We start from the raw sequence: 15,533 nt of genomic DNA, 5'->3' as shown, positions 1-15,533 counted from the left end.
ACGACGACCGCTATCAACATGATTGCGCTAAGAAATCTTACTGTTTTTGGAAGCGCCATAATCTATCCTTTGTTCAAGATGGAGTCTGCACCCGGTTTAAACACAGCACCAGTGGGATAAGCAACAATGCAATCGCACCCAGCATCAGATAGCTATCTGATGCTGCGAGGATGAAAGCCTGTTCCCTTACAGCATTTGCAAGTCCGTTGGTGACCAGGGGAAAATTGCCGGTGCTGTGTCCGACGTGGTCGAGCAGCATATCGCTATGAAAGCGTTCACGCAGCGTCAGAAAATGGGTAACTATTGCGCCGCCAAGCAACGAGCCGAATGCACGCAATGTGTTGATAATGCCCGCTACATAAGGTCCCTCCAGCGGTTGAACTACACTGGTGCATAAAAAAAGCAATGAGACAACCGCCATTGGTTGACCACAAGCCTCTAACATTTGCACCATGAGAAACTGCGACCAGATCCAATCGCTTGACAGTCGGGTTGCTAGGAAGCAGGCTAGCGCAATCAGTGCTAAGCCCAACACAAATACATGTCGCGCATCGATCCACTTCTGATACAGCAGCAACGCCACCAAAGAACCAAGTACCGGCTGAGGCAGTGCGACAATCAATCCGACAGGTGCAATTTGCAAGTTGCGATAGTCCCACACACGTTCCAGGTGCATCGCGGGCAACAGCGAGCCGGATAGCATGATCATCAACATGATGACAAAGGCGGTGAAGCCTAATCCGAGATTACGTTTGCCTAGTAGCTGCGGCTTAATAAAGGGTGATGGGTGGTACCATTCAGTGAGTAGGTAAATGCCAATGACAGCGGCGCCACCTCCGACTAGCCAGAGAATCAGATCCGAGCGCCACCAATCAAGTCGGGCGCCGCGGTCCAAGCCCGTACCCAGCATGGTCAGCCCTACGCATGCGCATACCAGTCCAAACCAGTTGGCCTGACGCAAACGTCCGAGAAGAGCTGGATCCTGCGGCAATCCCCAGCCTACCATCAACATCACCGCCAGAGAGAGCGGCAGTGTCTGCCAATAAATCAGTCTCCAGTCGAACCAGACATCGGACCATTGGCCAGCTACCCAGAATGCAAGATTAGGTGGGAAGGTGGCAGTCAACGCATACATCGCCAAACCATACAGGCGAATAGATAAAGGAAGAAAGCGCAACGCGGCCATCATCAAGACCGGAATCAACATGCCGCCAGCCAATCCTTGTATTGCTCGCAAAGTCACCAGCAGAGACAGGTCGTGGATCTCTGGCATTACCAGGTTGAGTAGCGCATACGTTGCCACCATACAGATGTGGAAACGGCGCAACGAAAAGGTGACCGCCAACCAGCAGGAGATGGGCATCGCCACCAATTCGCCCACAGTGTAGGCGGTAGTCAGCCAAGCGCCGTCGTCAGCTCCCAGCCCCAACGCTGCGCGCGTGTCTGTTAATGCGATGGCTCCCACACGGTTACCCAATCCAGACATCAGCGCAGCGAGTAATATCCCCGACAGGCCTACCATCAAGCGCAGGCTGAGCGTCGTAGCGATTTGGCCACTCGCAGGTGCGGTTGGCGCAGACCCTGAAGGGGAGGCGACAGACAGAGCCGCGTTCATGTTGCGCCTCGAGAATGCGCAGCTTGATCCACGCGAGCACCGTCAGTCCATCCTCCTCCCAAGGCTTTGTACAACACGACCATCGCCACCGCCATGCCGGTAGAGCTTTCGTCTAGCTCGATCTGGCTGGATAAAACCGAGCGTTGGGCAATAAGCACTGTCAGGTATGTCGACGCGCCTTCTTGGTAACGTCGCAATGCGAACGTATAAGCGCGTTGATTCTGCTCGAATGCCTGCTTCAGCTGGTTGTTGCGCCATTGTTCGGCTGAATAAGCGTTCAATGCATTGTCGATCTCATGCCAGGCACGCAGGACAGTTTGTTGGAATTCAATAGCCGCTTCTTGCTGGCGCGCCTTGGTCAGCGCCAACGAACTCTTCAGGCGGCCACCTTCAAAGATAGGCAGATGCAGTGTCGGCCCAATCGAAAAATTACGTGATGACCAGTTGCCGAATTTACTTTCCTCCAGAGACTGCAGTCCCAAGCTGCCAGTCAACTCGATGCGCGGATAGAAGTCAGCTTCTGCTACACCGATGTCCGCCGTTGCGGCATGCAGCGCAGCTTCGGCTTGCAAAATGTCCGGCCGCCGCCTTGCCAATTCTGAAGGCAGTCCCACCGGCACTTCTCCCGGCAAAGCCGGCACGCCGCTTTTGATAGGCGTGACGTTTAGCACCGCATTCAATGCACGCGGCTGCTCAGCAAGTAGCAGCGCCAGTGCGTTCATCAAAGCATCCCGTTGCTGCTGTAACCTGGGTATGAGCGCACTGATGGTGGCCAATTGTGCCGTGGCCGCGGCAGCATCGAAGCGAGTGGCGACGCCATTGGCCTCGCGGCTGCGCGTAAGTTCTAGCGTGCGTTCGGCAATGTCACGGTTTTGTCCGACGATGACTAGTTGAGTTTGAACCCCGCGCAATAACAGGTAACTGCGGGCGATATCAGTCTCCAAGGCTACTCGCGCGCCTTCACGGCGAAAGATAGTTGCCTGCGCACGGGCCTTGGCGGACTCCTCAATCCGATGCTGATGTCCCCACAAATCTATTTCCCAACTGACATCGAAACCGCCTTCGTATAAATTGTAAGGGACGTCGTTGGCGCCGATCTTATCCAACAGCCCGTTAGCACTGAGTGCTTGGCGCGCATAATCGGCGGATACACTTACGTGGGGCAATCCAGCGGCGCCGGCAATGCCCAACTGGGCTCGACTCTGCAAGATGCGCGTAGCAGCAACCTGCAAATCAAGATTGCTTTGCTGCCCGCGAATTTCCAAGGTGTTGAGGGCCTCATCGTTAAAAATCCTCCACCATGCGCTATCGATCTTGGTTGGCGTGGTCTGACTTGGCAATCCATTGGCATTCGGGGTGATAAAAGCGGCGGTGGGCGTCGCCACCTCAGGACGGTGAAAATCCGGGCCCGTTGTACATCCGGCGATCAGCGCAAAAACAGCCAGCGCGGTAAAGTGGCGGTGGATCAGTGGCATTTCGACCCCGCCTGCGAAAGAATGCCCAGCGACGAGGTCGCTATGGCCGCAATATCCGATTCTTGCAGATCGACGAGCGGAATGGCAGTGTCGGCGATGTTGAACATTTTCTTCCTATTTGGAGGTGAGTCCAGTATCGATAATTACCGGCCTGACTAGTGGATAAAATGGATCCCGGTCATACCAAGCATGATTGCCAATGCCGCTCCGGCAGAGAGAGCAATGCCTACCTTCGCGTATCGATCTGCCAGGAGACGACGGACGCCGTGCCCGAGAGCGACAATTCGACAGCCCAACACCAAGTGGGACAACACCAGGAACACGCCAAGATAGTAGTGCGGTACCAGGCGGATATTCCAAGCATCTTGAATCAAACCGGTTGGTGCGCCGGTAGCGAAATCCCAGTCTGTAAGAATGTGTGCGAAGCGACGAGCGAAGATAAATACCGAATTCATGTGTGCCAGTATGAAGAACACCAGATAAGCGCCAGATGCTATCTGCAGTGTCCGGAAAAAATCGGCTGGCCGCAAAGTGTGGATGCGCAGAAGACCGAGTCCCGAAACGACTTGAAAAAAGAAAAGAAAAACTATCATCGGTTCAATCAGCCGAGCGCGGTAGATCATGCGAAACATGTCCATTACATGGCGATGTGTCTCCTCGCTGAGTAACCCGGCAAGGTGGTTCAATAGGTGCATCGTTAAAAATAGCACGATGATGCAAAGCGCACTGATCCCGTGCATTATGCGTAGGCGTGGCGACGCAGTGACGGCACCGACCGGAGTTCCTTTCGCACGTCTCATGGAAATGATGCTGTAAAAGGCAATGAGTGCCCAGCCGATTATCCATAAGGTGGTATCGGCTATCGGATCGCCAGCCATGTACAGTAGCACTCCCGTTGCGGTGTAAATTGGTGGCGTTGCCACAGCCAGGAGAGCCAATCGCTTAGCGATCACTTGAGATAGATCAGGCTGGGCGATACGTCCCAGTTTTAGGCTGGCAAAAAAGCCATATGATGGAACGGAAAATGCCAGTGCCAGCATGAGCACCGGCGATAAGGACGGGCCGTCTGTGACAAGGCTGAAATTGAATCCCTTCAAGAAAAACGGATAGAAAAGTGCAAGCATGGCAGGTGCTACGAACAACGAGCCACTTCCGAGCGACGATCGATCCAGAATTCCCGAGCCAGTGTGCATAGCATTTGCGAAGTAGAGGGTATTGCTTCAGATGATAAAAGACTTGTGCTGCAAAACAGGTAGCCAATTTGGATGAAAATGAGGGGGCCAACGGACATAAATGGAAATGTAGCCCCCCGTGTTATTTGCGCGCCTCGTGTTGCCGCAACTTGCAGGATCAGTTGATTCGGAAGGTCATTTACTGAGTGGAACGGTAACTTGCTTGCCGTCCTCGACCAATGACCACACTAACAACTTGGCGGGTTTTGTCGGACTGGCGTTTTTTGATATCAGGTGAGGGGTGCTTGGCGGCTCATACCACGACTCTCCGGTTTTGTATCTTACCGGCGCTTGCCCCTCCAACTGTGAAATAACTTCGCCCTCAAGCACGTAGGCAAAAATAGATCCTGGGTGCAGATGCGGGATTGACGATTCTCCCGGGCCATAGGCGACTGTGAGCATCACCCCGCTTTTCCCTGACGCATCCGCCAGAGACTGCTTTTGCAAAAGGGTGATGACTTCATCGCCATGTTTGTCATCATGTGCGAATGAGGCCATAGACAACGTCAGCGAGGCCAGCGTCAGCGCGTAGCGCAACGTTTTATTGAGTGTCATGTATTTCTCCTCAGACTGTCGGCATCTTGCGGGCGCTGATGGCAAGCCGTTTCGAGCAAAGACGGCTCCGGTCCGAGTCGTGCGACCGCAGTCTCCACGCCGGCAGTGCCTTCAGTGCGTCCGGAGACGATTTGTAGAAGTCGATGCGGGTATCCAAGAGATTCTCCTTTATGTACTTAAGTGATGTGAGTGAGAGAACTCATGATATAACTAGGAAAACCGTAGTTGGGTAGCCAATTAGACAGAAAATGGGAGTCCAATGAACGGACTTGGAATTGCTCCAGTTATATATTTCACCCAAAAAATGGGATAGGTAAATTTGCCGCACGGGCGGAAGGATAGGCGTTTGGAGAGAATGATTTCGTAGCTAGAAATTGCCGATTTGATCGCTGCTTATATTCACTAATTGCGGCAGGATTGGCAATCGAATAACGCTTGAAAAAAAAGCCCGTTGTTTCCGGGCTCAAGGGAGAGGACTGTAATGACACGTTGCATGCAACAGACTACGCAACTTTCGAGCTGGATATGAAGTGATTCGGAGGCTTCATGATAGAACCCCGTGAGCCTTAAAAGAGGGATCCATTTAGCAAAAAAATAGGAGTCCAACTAACGCATTTGGGGTGCGCCAGTAGCATGTGAAAGCGAGTGTTGCACGTCAGACGTCGCTTTGTTGCGTACCTCCGTTTTTGTTTGGCGCGAAGTGGCTAAGTCAGACCGGCCGGAACTGACGGCAGCCAAGGTTATCGTATCCTGCGGGCGCGGCATGGGATCGGCGGACAATTTCAAGATCCTGGAACCTTTGGCCGACAAACTGGGCGCCGCAATGGGTGCTTCGCGCGCCGCCGTGGATTCGGGCTTCGTGCCGAACGACTGGCAAGTCGGACAAACCGGCAAGATCGTTGCGCCGCAGTTGTACATCGCGGTCGGTATTTCCGGCGCGATCCAGCATTTGGCCGGGATGAAAGATTCCAGCGTCATCGTGGCCATCAATAAGGATGAAGAAACCCCGATTTTCCCGGTAGCGGACTACGGTATTGTCGGGGATTTGTTCGAGATCGTGCCGCAACTGGTGGATGAACTCGGATATCTTTACCGACGCGACGCCGTTTGAGCCCAAGACGCAGCGTGCGGAGCTGGCGGAGAACTACGTCGGCGTGCTCTGATAGAGTGTCGTTTAGAACATATGCCGTAAGCCCGCCATGACACCGTTCTGGCGCTTGCCTGCACCGACGGTGCCGCCGGCTTCGAGCGCGATGGCTGCGTTGCCCTCGTTGCTCATGGAGCCTATCGCCGAATACAGCAAGGTTCGTTTCGACAGGAAGTAGCTGAGCCTGGCCACCAGCATCGTGGTGTCATCGCTGCTGTCCTTGACATTGCGGCGCGCTGCCTGCACGTCCAGCTGTAGCAATGGCGACAAAGGCTGAGTCACGCCGGCATAGTACAAGTCTGAGGTGGTTGTGCCGGTGGCGGCGCGCACCCGGCGGGCTATTACGCCGGCGCCGATTTTGGTGGAGCCTATGATCACGTAGCCATTGGCAGTCACTCGCTGGTCGTGATTGTCGGCACTGGTCAATCCATTGGCGGCACCGGGACCGCCATACAAAATGTCGTAGGACGTATTGATGCCGTAGCGCGTGCTTTCATAGCCGATCAGCGCAGTGATCTGGCGACAGGCCTTGGCGTTGCCCGCCACTTCACCGGCGCAGCCGGTGCCGGCGGCGCCGCCAGCCGAGGACGTGTCGCGCCCGGTGCTGTAGGTGCCGCCGATCACGAGGTCGGAGAAATTGCCCAGATAGCCGATGGCGTTGTCGCTTCGGGCATTTGGCAGGTACGGGTCCATGCTGCTGATTGAGAACAGATTCGGTCCGAGCACGTCTGCTTTTTGCGTAGCGAGGTAAGTCATGTTGACCTGCCGGCCCAGCATCAGCGTGCCGTAGGCGTTTTTCAAACCAACCCAGGATTGGCGTCCGAACAGGCGGCCGCCCTGGTTGATGCTGCCGGAGTCGACGCTGAAGCCGTTCTCCAGCACGAACAGCGCCTGCAGGCCGCCACCCAGATCCTCCGTTACCTTGAAGCCGATACGCGATGGCAGACTGCCAGTCAGGCTGGGCATCTTGACCTGGGCGTTGCCGGCGGCATTGACATTTGTAGTGTAAGCCAGGCCGGTGTCGACGACGCCGTACATCGTAACCTGGCTTTGGGCCTGTGCCGTAACGGCGTTCAGAGTTGCCAGCGCGAGCGCGCCGTAGGTGATGCTTTTCATATTGGGGTCTCCGTTTTATGTTTTATGTTTTATGGTGCTGCGTGGTGTTATTCGGCATCTCGCTGGCGATCCGGTGCGGCGTCGCGGAAGGCTGGCAACGCTTCGCAGTTGGCGTCGATGCGCGTCAGCGTCGGGTAGGGCGAGAGGTCACATTCGAAGCGGCGCGCATTGTAGAGTTGCGGGGACAGGCAGCAATCGGCCATGGTCGGTGTGTCGCCGTGACAAAAAGCCCCGGTGGCGCCATCGCTTGCCAGTCGCTGCTCCAGTCCCTGCAGCCCGAGTGCAACCCAGTGGCGATACCATGCATTCTTCTGGTCCGGTGTCACCTGCAATTGCTCGCTCAGGTATTTCAGCACGCGTAGATTGTTTAGCGGATGGATGTCGCAGGCAATCGCCTGCGACAGCGCGCGTACGCGGGCGCGCCCGGCGGCGTCCGATGGCAGCAGCGGCAGCACAGGACGGGTTTCGTCCAGGTACTCGATGATGGCTAGCGACTGCGTCAGCAGCAGGCCGTCATCCTCCAGCACTGGCAGCAGGTGCTGGGGATTGAGCGCGTCAAACGCGGCGCTGAATTGTTCGCCGCCGTTGCGCGACAGGTGGATGTAGGCCTCATCGACATCGAACTGCTTCAGGTTCAGTGCAATACGCACGCGATAGGACGCGGAGCTACGGTAATAGGTATGCAGTTTCATGTTGCGGTACTTTCAGTGACTGTAGTAGGTGTGACAAAAGCTGCCTTCGCCCGGTCTTGCAGCCGGCCCATTGCTAGCAAGGCGCAGGCAGCCAGCACGGCGGGAATAGCCAGCAGCAGGAAAATGGTCTGATTGCTCAGTTGCGCAGCTAGCAGCGCGCCACCGACCATGGAGCCGACCACTGATCCGCTGCGGCCGACGGCTGAGGCCCAGCTGACGCCCGTAGCGCGGCTGGCAGTCGGATAGAAAGCGGCAGCCAGCGCGTTGGCGCCGACCTGCGAGCCGCTAACGCCGAAGCCGACGCCGAACACGGCCAGCACTAGCAATGGGACGTTATCGGTCGACAGGCCAACAGCCACGATGCACACGGCGGCCGCCAGGTAGGCGATCGCCAGCACGCGTTGGGGGCGGTAGCGGTCCATCCAGCGGCCCAGCAGGATGGCGCCGGCGGTGCCGCCGATCTGGAACGCGGAGCTGATGAAGGAAGCCTGCGACAAGCTGTGGCCCGCGCCACTGAGCAACGTCGGTAGCCAGCTGGAGAGCAGGTAGATAATCAGAAGACTCATGAAGAAGGTACTCCACAACAGCAGCGTGCCACCCAGCAGGCCGGGACGGAACAACTGGGCGACCGGGGAACCGGGTTGCTTGCGATCGCTGACCACCAGCTGTGGCAGGGCGTGCCCGGATCGCGCCTCGATCCGCGAGGCCAGAGCTGCGATAGCGACCGCGCCGCGACCGCGCATCACCATCCAGCGCAGTGATTCCGGCAGCGCCATCCACAGCGCCGGTAATAGCAACAGCGGCAAGGCGCCGCCGATCATCAGCACGCCACGCCAGCCTATCGATGCCAGAAGCTGCGCGGCGATCAGGCCGCCGAACGCGGAACCTAGCGTGAAGCCGCAGAACATCAATGTCACCAGACTGGCGCGGCGTGGCTGTGGGCAGTATTCGGAAGTCAGTGTGATTGCGCTCGGCATCGCGCCGCCCAGCCCCAGACCGGTGAGGAAACGCAGCACCAGCAGCATCGGCAGGCCGGTGGCGAAGGCCGATAGCAGGCTGGCGATGGCGAAGAAGCCGACCGACAGCAGCAGCACCGGCTTGCGGCCATAGCGGTCCGCCAATGGGCCGAGTAGCAACGCGCCGGACATCAGGCCGAACAGGCCGATACCGAACAGAGGCGCCAGGCTGGCGGCTGTCAGGTGCCATTCGGCGCGCAGCGCCGGGGCGATGAAACCGATTGATGCCGTGTCGAAGCCGTCGATGGCGACCACCAGAAAACACAGTACCAGCAGCTGTTTCTGGAAGCGGGAAAAGGGGTGGCTGTCGATGAACTGCTGGACATCCATAGTGGGTGAGGTAGGCATCATGTCTCCGTGCGTTGTGGTTGTAGCGTTGTCGAATGCGATCACCGCAGGCTTCTGTGGCCTGCTGGCTGGCCGCAACGAGGTATCAGACCATCTTGACTGTAATCGGCGTCAAGCCGGCGATGTGCGCGACCATGGTTTGGCCGCGCACCACCGGGCCGACGCCTTCGGGGGTGCCGGTCATAATCAGGTCACCCGGCTGCAGTTCGAACAGCGTCGACAGCTGGGCGATGGTTTCGCTGACGGACCAGATCAGGTGCGTGAGGTCGCTGCGCTGGGTGGTTTTGTCGTCGACTTTCAGCTCGATAATGCCGTTACGCAATTCGCCGCTGTCAGCCAGACGAGTCAGCGGGCCGATGGGCGCCGAATAATCGAAGGCCTTGCCAATCTCCCATGGCCGGCCCTGTTCGCGCATGCGCATCTGCAGGTCGCGGCGAGTCATGTCCAGGCCGACGGCGTAACCGAAGATGTGGGCTGCCGCGTCCTCTGGTGCAATGTCTTTGCCGCCCTTGCCGATGGCGACTACCAACTCAATCTCATGATGGTAGTTCTCGGTGCTGGCCGGGTATGGCAGTTGCGCCGTGGCGCCGGCGGGCACCGGTACCACCGAGGCGGCATCGTTCGGTTTGCAGAAGAAGAACGGCGGTTCGCGATCCGGGTCGAAACCCATTTCGCGGGCGTGCGCCGCGTAGTTGCGTCCGACGCAGTAGATGCGGCGCACCGGGAAGGTGGCGTCCGAACCGTTGACGGGCAGACCGACGATGGCTTGCGGTGGGAAGATGAAATTGGCAGTCATGATGTGCTCTTGATGTAATGAGAGGTTTAATCGGGTAGTAAGGCTTCGCGCAGCACGCCCATAGCTTGTTGCACCGGTCGATCGGAAAAGCTGAATAGCACCACGTCCTCGGGCGCGTCGAAGGCGACGGTGGCCCAAGAAGGCACCACGAAGGTGTCGCGCGGCGCAAAGATGAAACGGGTGTCGGCGATGGTTACGCTGCCGCTACCTTCGACTACGTTGTAGACGGTGCCGTCGGTGCTGCGGTGGCGCTGACCCCGGAAGCCTTTCGGCAGCAGCTGCATGCAGGCGCCGATCGTCGGCATTGGCGAACCACCGGTCAACGGGTTGATGTAGCGGAGCTTGACGCCGTGCCAGGCATCGACGGCCTGGGTGCGGTGCAGTGTTTCCAGTGCCTCGCGAGTACGGGCGTACGGATAATTGAACACCGGCGAGCTGAGTGTTGCATGCTGCTGTTTTACGGGTGCCATGTTGTTGCCGTATGCCGCGTAACTCTGGCCTTCCGGGCGCGCCACATGTTGGCTTGCTTCCTCGCCGTTTTCGGCAAAGCCGGCGTCGAAGAAGCGCAACATTGGAATATCCAGGCCGTCGAGCCAGACCACCGGTTCTGTGTGACCGTCGATGCCGAGATTGCCATGGTCGTGCCAGGTCCAGGATGGCGTGATGATGAAATCGCCGGGATGCATGGTTGTGCGTTCGCCGTCGACGGCTGTGTAGGCGCCACTGCCGCTAACGATGAAGCGTAGCGCGGCTTGCGTATGGCGGTGCGCTGGAGCGACTTCGCCCGGCAGGATCAGCTGCAGTCCGGCATACAGTGATTGCGTGATCGAGGCTCGGCCAGGCAGAGCGGGATTTTCCAGCACGAGTACGCGCCGCACGGCTTCCTCGGCCGAGATCAGTTCCCCGGCGCGGCGCAGGTGCGGCAGGATATTTTCGTAGCGCCACAGTGCCGGCACATACGGCGGTGTCGGTTCGTTCGGCACCAGCGTGTGCAACGAGGCCCACAGCGGCGCCAGGTGCAACTGCTGCATGTCGTCGTACAGGGACTGGCGGGCGGCGATCAGATCGTTATGCATGTTGCTGCTCCTTATTGGTGGCGATGGCCAGGCAGGTGGCGGCGGTCCAGCCATACAACCATTGGAGGGCGTCGTAGAAGCCGTTGGCATCGCGGCCCTTCCAAAGATCGTTGCGCACCAGGCGTTCGACGCCGGACGCGTGGTACAGCCGCCCCATTTCGCGCGCCGATAGCACTACGCGGGCGGTGCGGGCGATACGCGATCGCTGGTACAGCGAGAAGGCGGCCGTCATGTCGTGGCCGCAGTGACGGATCGCTTCGCCCAGCGTCACTGCGTCTTCCAGCGCCATGCAAGCGCCCTGCGCCAGGTACTGCAGCATCGGGTGGGCAGCATCGCCCAGCAGCGTGATGCGGTCGATGGTCCAGTTACCGACCGGCTGGCGGTCGGCGGTGCTCCAGCGGCGCCAGTTGTCTGGCGTCTCCAGCAACTGGCGCGGCAGCGCGTCAATGCCGGTGAAGTAGGACAGTACCTCTTCCTTGCTGCCGTCGCGTACGTCCCATACTTCCGCATCGCGGCTGTGGAAAGTGACCACCAGGTTGTACTGTTCGCCGCCGCGCAGCGGGTAGTGCACCAGGTGGCAGTTGGGGCCGACCCACACCACTGGCGCGTTCATGCGCAGCGGCATAGGCATGCGTTCAGCTGGCACCACGGCACGGTACACCACGTGGCCGGAGACGCGCACGTCGTCACCGACCACGTGCTGGCGCACCACCGACTTGACGCCGTCGCAGCCGATCAGGTAGCCGGCGCGGAAGGTGCGGCCCTGGTGATCGGTCACGGTGACGCCGGTGGCATCCTGCCTGACGCTGTCGATATGGCAGGAGGTGACCAATTCGACCTGCGGGGTTTTTTTCACCTGTTCCAGGATGGCAGTGTGGATGTCGGCACGGTGGATTACCGCATAGGGATTGCCGAAGCGCTGGCGGAACGGCTCGCCGACTTCGAATGTCCCGACTTCTGTGGCATCCACTGCATCCATCATCACCAGGCGCTCGGTGAACACGGCGCGATCGCGCACGGCGGCGCCTACGCCCAGCGCGTCCAGCGCGGCGAAGGCGTTAGGCCCAAGTTGGATGCCGGCGCCGATCTCGCCCATGACGGCGGCTTGTTCCAGCACTGTTACTTGTATGCCAAGGCGCGCCAGTGACAGCGCTGCCGCCATGCCGCCGATACCGCCACCGGCAATCAGGATGGACGGAAGTTCGGTGTTATCAGATTTCATGATGGTCTCCATACGTCTTGTGTATGGCATCACTCTGCGCTTTTTAAATTATTTAGGAAATGGATATAACTTGATTGTTATAATCATGTTTTTAAATAATGGTGGGTGATGTCATGGCCCGTTTTGACCTCGAATTGCTGCTGGTCTTCGACGAGATCTACAAGACTCGTAACGTGACGCGAGCAGCCGACAACCTCGGCCTGCCCCAATCGACGGTCAGCATTGACCTGGCCAAGTTGCGCGAACATTTCAACGACCGCCTATTCAGCCGTACGGCCAAAGGCATGGAGCCGACGCCGCGCGCGCAGAACGCCATCGCCGATGTGCGACGCTCAATTCAGGCGCTGCAGCATGCGCTGGCCGAACAACCGGTGTTCGAACCAGCCGACAGCCAGCGTGAATTCCGCATCTGTATGACGGACATCAGCGAAGTGGTGCTGTTGCCGCAGTTGCTGAATCATCTGAGGGAAGTGGGAGCGGGCATTCGCCTCGACGTTTCGAAGATTTCACAGGACAGCCCGGCCGAACTGGCTGATGGCACGGTCGATCTGGCGGTCGGCTTCATGCCGCACCTGGAGGCGGGCTTTTACCAGCAGACCCTGTTCAACCAGCATTTCACCTGCCTGGTGTCGGCCGACCATCCGCGTATAGGTAAGACTCTGCGGCTTGAGGCACTTCAGCGCGAGGCGCATGTGGTGGTGCGCACCTCCGGCACCGGCCACGCCATCGTCGACAAGGTGCTGGCGCAAGAAGCAGTGCAGCGTAACGTCGTACTCCAACTGCCGAGTTTCCTCGGCGTAGCGCGCATCGTCGCCGAGACTGAGATGATTGCCATCGTGCCGCATCGCTATGGCGCGGTAATGGCAGGACGCGAGCATATTCGCATGCTGCCGGTGCCGGTCAAGTTGCCCAGTTTCTCGGTCAAGCAGCATTGGCACGAGCGCTATCACGCGGATGCGTCGAACCGCTGGCTGCGCCAGGTGATGGCGCAACTATTTTCTGAACGTATCGTCAAAACAGATACATAATTGGCTTGCTAGTGGGCTGTAACATTTGAATCTAGAGTGATACGTTTGCTGGTGTCGAAGTATTGCTGCCCAACTCGAGGGGACCATGCTCGTCCTTAGGAGCGCTGATGAAGACACCGATGGCCATTCCGAATAGGAAGAGAGGCGTCTCGACTTCATATTAGCGATCGCCATGGGACGGCCGTGGCGAGGTTGAAGCATCAGCCAGCAGGAATGAACGACAAGAGAGAGAAACTGCAGAAAAAACGGGGGAATCTGCAGTTCGAATACCACAAGCGGATTCGAACTGCAGACGCGAATTAGAAATTCCCTGCTCATTCCCTAGTCGTTCCCTGTTCTGTAATTCTGCCAATTGCTTCAAATAGCCGGAAACGTGAGTACTGGCGCGGGTTTGTCCACGATACCCTTAACCAAAAGCAGGGCAAATTCGGTCAATTCGCTGTATTTTTCCCTGTTACAGGGAATAGGGGGCAGAGATAGGTTCGCGCAAGACTGCACCCACCGCCAAAAACGTCATTAAGCCCTTGATTTCATTGAGAAATCGAGGGTTTTTTACTTTTGACTATCAAAACAACATCAAATAGAAAGCCGCTACGTTTGCGCATTAGGCGAGCATTTGGTTCATCGGGGGGAAGGGCGTAAGGTTGTAAGTAATAAGCCTTTCAACGCATGAAATTTGTTGTCACCTTATGAGCGTTGAGTTGGGACGTCAATTGATCTAAAAAATCATGCGGATCGCTCTTCAAAGCGCGTAGCACATCGATCAATTCAATGAGATCCAGTCTTCGGCCGGCAGACTCATATTTTGAGACAAATGATTGGGGCTTGCTCAGCATTACGGCAACTTCAGCCTGCAACAAGCCTAACTCCTTGCGCCGCTCAGTGAGTAGTTCTGCAAGAACGATATACGATGGGGAATGAATAGGGTGAGCCATGGTTACATCCTAAATCCGAATATGAAATATCCCATATTGGGATATGATATAATATGTTTAAGCAGCACAAAATAGACGCTCCCCCAGTATTCTAGATAAATGCCTCCTATGTATTGCTAACGACGTAACGACATTTATTAAATTGGGGAATGCGTCGCGGCGTGATTGTTCGATTTGGTAATCTGAGAAATGTCGTATTAGGTTGTCTCATGCCTTTCAATTCACAGTTGACCCGTATATATCGATTGCTCAATCACTGCAGCTAATCGAGCATAGCTCGACATTTTGCGTAGCCCAGTTTTATCCCTTCTGTTTCACATCAATATCTAACCGTCCAACGAGCGACTACCTTTTACGGCATTTGCTTCTTGAAGGATTTCGCTTATTCCAACGGCCGAGAAGCCTTTTCCGGCGATAACATGGCGTGCCGCCGTAAGAATATTTTGGCGAGAGTCAAAGCCCTTTCCCGGTTGCAAATGTGCGTTGTTCATAGCGTATCCTGAGTTCAAATGCGCCGAAGACTCTAGTGACATGTCCTAGCTCTAGCGGTAACTTGCGCTATCGTTCACGGCGGGATGCCCAAGCCAAGAGCTGCCGCTTTGGCGAGTAGATCTCGATACGTCGAGGGCGACGCGATCGTCCGATTAGAGAGCCACGCGCGACAATAGCTTTCTGCTGGACCAATAATTATTGATGGCAACAGTTCTTCAGGAATTGTTGAGGTAGGCTTATACCCGCCATGTGAGAGCCACCAGGCCTCCATCATCTTCCGTCGAGAACGGTTCTTTTCTGTAAGAGTCTCCCGACTGGGCCCTTTAGCAACCAGTGACCTTGCCTCGTATTGAAAACGGGCAAGGTCAGGCTCGTCACTGACCCAATCCACGTAGCTGTACACGATTGCCGCGACCCCTTCCTCAGCCGTTTCCGCGTTGTCGAGGTATGCGGTCAGCAGGCGGTCCTGATCCTCCAGCGAACTGAAGAAGAGGGCGGAAATAAGCCCCTCTCTGCTGCCAAAGTGGTGATAGATGCTACCTACACTAGTATCGCAGCGGACCTTGATCATTTCAATGGTTGTCAGGCCTAGGCCATTTTGGTTGAAGCATGCCAAAGCGCCGAGCAAGATGTCCCGCTTGAGGGCTGCTCGTCTCCCAGGAAAATTTCGTTCAAGTATGTCTAGTGTTGTCAAAAGAAGCGCCTTCGAGGAGTCTCTCAAAAAAACATGATACCCCAGAATTTATATTGGAAATACTTGACATAGAAAATTATTCTAGAATATTATT

Annotated in this window: 14 protein-coding genes and 1 pseudogene; 2 read left to right on the top strand and 13 right to left on the bottom strand. The window is 56.9% G+C overall.

Annotated elements, in window-relative coordinates:
• Positions 1–73: 73 nt before the first annotated feature.
• The 4 genes from BM205_RS19645 to BM205_RS19630 form a co-directional block, all read right to left on the bottom strand.
• The gene (locus BM205_RS19645) at positions 74–1,615 is read right to left on the bottom strand and encodes an MFS transporter (protein ID WP_092416556.1); all 1,542 of its coding nucleotides are present in this window, start codon (positions 1,613–1,615) and stop codon (positions 74–76) included.
• A complete protein-coding gene (locus tag BM205_RS19640; RefSeq protein WP_092416555.1) occupies positions 1,612–3,090 on the bottom strand; it encodes an efflux transporter outer membrane subunit in 1,479 nt (492 codons plus the stop codon). Before BM205_RS19640 ends, BM205_RS19645 begins: the two co-directional genes overlap by 4 nt.
• A gap of 155 nt (positions 3,091–3,245) precedes the next feature.
• Positions 3,246–4,214 carry a hypothetical protein gene (locus BM205_RS19635; RefSeq protein WP_139227329.1) on the bottom strand — a complete coding sequence of 323 codons (969 nt, stop codon included), beginning with the start codon at positions 4,212–4,214 and terminating at the stop codon, positions 3,246–3,248.
• 243 nt (positions 4,215–4,457) lie between these two features.
• Positions 4,458–4,877, bottom strand: a complete 420-nt coding sequence (locus BM205_RS19630; protein WP_092416553.1) for a cupin domain-containing protein — start codon at positions 4,875–4,877, stop codon at positions 4,458–4,460.
• 676 nt (positions 4,878–5,553) lie between these two features.
• Here BM205_RS19630 and BM205_RS19625 point away from each other — a divergent pair.
• Positions 5,554–5,988: pseudogene (locus tag BM205_RS19625) on the top strand (electron transfer flavoprotein subunit alpha/FixB family protein); the annotation flags it as partial.
• 63 nt (positions 5,989–6,051) lie between these two features.
• On the opposite strand, the gene BM205_RS19620 reads toward BM205_RS19625, so the two are convergent.
• From BM205_RS19620 to BM205_RS19595, 6 genes are all read right to left on the bottom strand, one after another.
• Positions 6,052–7,140, bottom strand: coding sequence for a porin (locus BM205_RS19620; RefSeq protein ID WP_092416552.1), 1,089 nt, complete (start codon positions 7,138–7,140; stop codon positions 6,052–6,054).
• Positions 7,141–7,187: 47 nt separating this feature from the next.
• Positions 7,188–7,832: a maleylacetoacetate isomerase gene (gene maiA, locus BM205_RS19615; protein ID WP_092416551.1), complete on the bottom strand. Its 645-nt coding sequence runs from the start codon at positions 7,830–7,832 to the stop codon at positions 7,188–7,190.
• Positions 7,829–9,196: an MFS transporter gene (locus BM205_RS19610; protein ID WP_092416550.1), complete on the bottom strand. Its 1,368-nt coding sequence runs from the start codon at positions 9,194–9,196 to the stop codon at positions 7,829–7,831. Before BM205_RS19610 ends, maiA begins: the two co-directional genes overlap by 4 nt.
• A gap of 85 nt (positions 9,197–9,281) precedes the next feature.
• Positions 9,282–9,992 (bottom strand): fumarylacetoacetate hydrolase family protein, encoded by a 711-nt coding sequence (locus tag BM205_RS19605; protein WP_092416549.1) that lies wholly within the window; start codon positions 9,990–9,992, stop codon positions 9,282–9,284.
• A 26-nt stretch (positions 9,993–10,018) separates the two neighbouring features.
• Positions 10,019–11,068, bottom strand: a complete 1,050-nt coding sequence (gtdA, locus tag BM205_RS19600) for a gentisate 1,2-dioxygenase (protein WP_092416548.1) — start codon at positions 11,066–11,068, stop codon at positions 10,019–10,021.
• Positions 11,061–12,290 carry a 3-hydroxybenzoate 6-monooxygenase gene (locus BM205_RS19595; RefSeq protein ID WP_092416547.1) on the bottom strand — a complete coding sequence of 410 codons (1,230 nt, stop codon included), beginning with the start codon at positions 12,288–12,290 and terminating at the stop codon, positions 11,061–11,063. The genes gtdA and BM205_RS19595 overlap by 8 nt, the downstream gene beginning before the upstream one ends.
• 113 nt (positions 12,291–12,403) lie before the next feature.
• Between BM205_RS19595 and BM205_RS19590 the strand changes: the two genes are divergently transcribed.
• Entirely contained in the window at positions 12,404–13,318 is a 915-nt protein-coding gene (locus tag BM205_RS19590) for a LysR family transcriptional regulator (RefSeq protein ID WP_092416601.1), read from the top strand.
• 662 nt (positions 13,319–13,980) lie between these two features.
• On the opposite strand, the gene BM205_RS19585 is transcribed toward BM205_RS19590, so the two are convergent.
• From BM205_RS19585 to BM205_RS19575, 3 genes are all read right to left on the bottom strand, one after another.
• On the bottom strand, positions 13,981–14,253 hold the full coding sequence (locus tag BM205_RS19585) for a helix-turn-helix domain-containing protein (protein WP_092416546.1): 273 nt from the start codon (positions 14,251–14,253) through the stop codon (positions 13,981–13,983).
• A gap of 326 nt (positions 14,254–14,579) precedes the next feature.
• Positions 14,580–14,744, bottom strand: coding sequence for a TetR family transcriptional regulator (locus BM205_RS19580; protein ID WP_092416545.1), 165 nt, complete (start codon positions 14,742–14,744; stop codon positions 14,580–14,582).
• 74 nt (positions 14,745–14,818) lie between these two features.
• Complete coding sequence (locus BM205_RS19575) at positions 14,819–15,439, bottom strand: TetR/AcrR family transcriptional regulator (protein ID WP_092416544.1); 621 nt, start codon at positions 15,437–15,439, stop codon at positions 14,819–14,821.
• Positions 15,440–15,533: the final 94 nt, after the last annotated feature.

Source organism: Collimonas sp. OK307 (genome assembly GCF_900113705.1).
Taxonomy (GTDB): domain Bacteria; phylum Pseudomonadota; class Gammaproteobacteria; order Burkholderiales; family Burkholderiaceae_D; genus Collimonas.
This window is presented reverse-complemented; position numbering and strand designations above follow the sequence as displayed.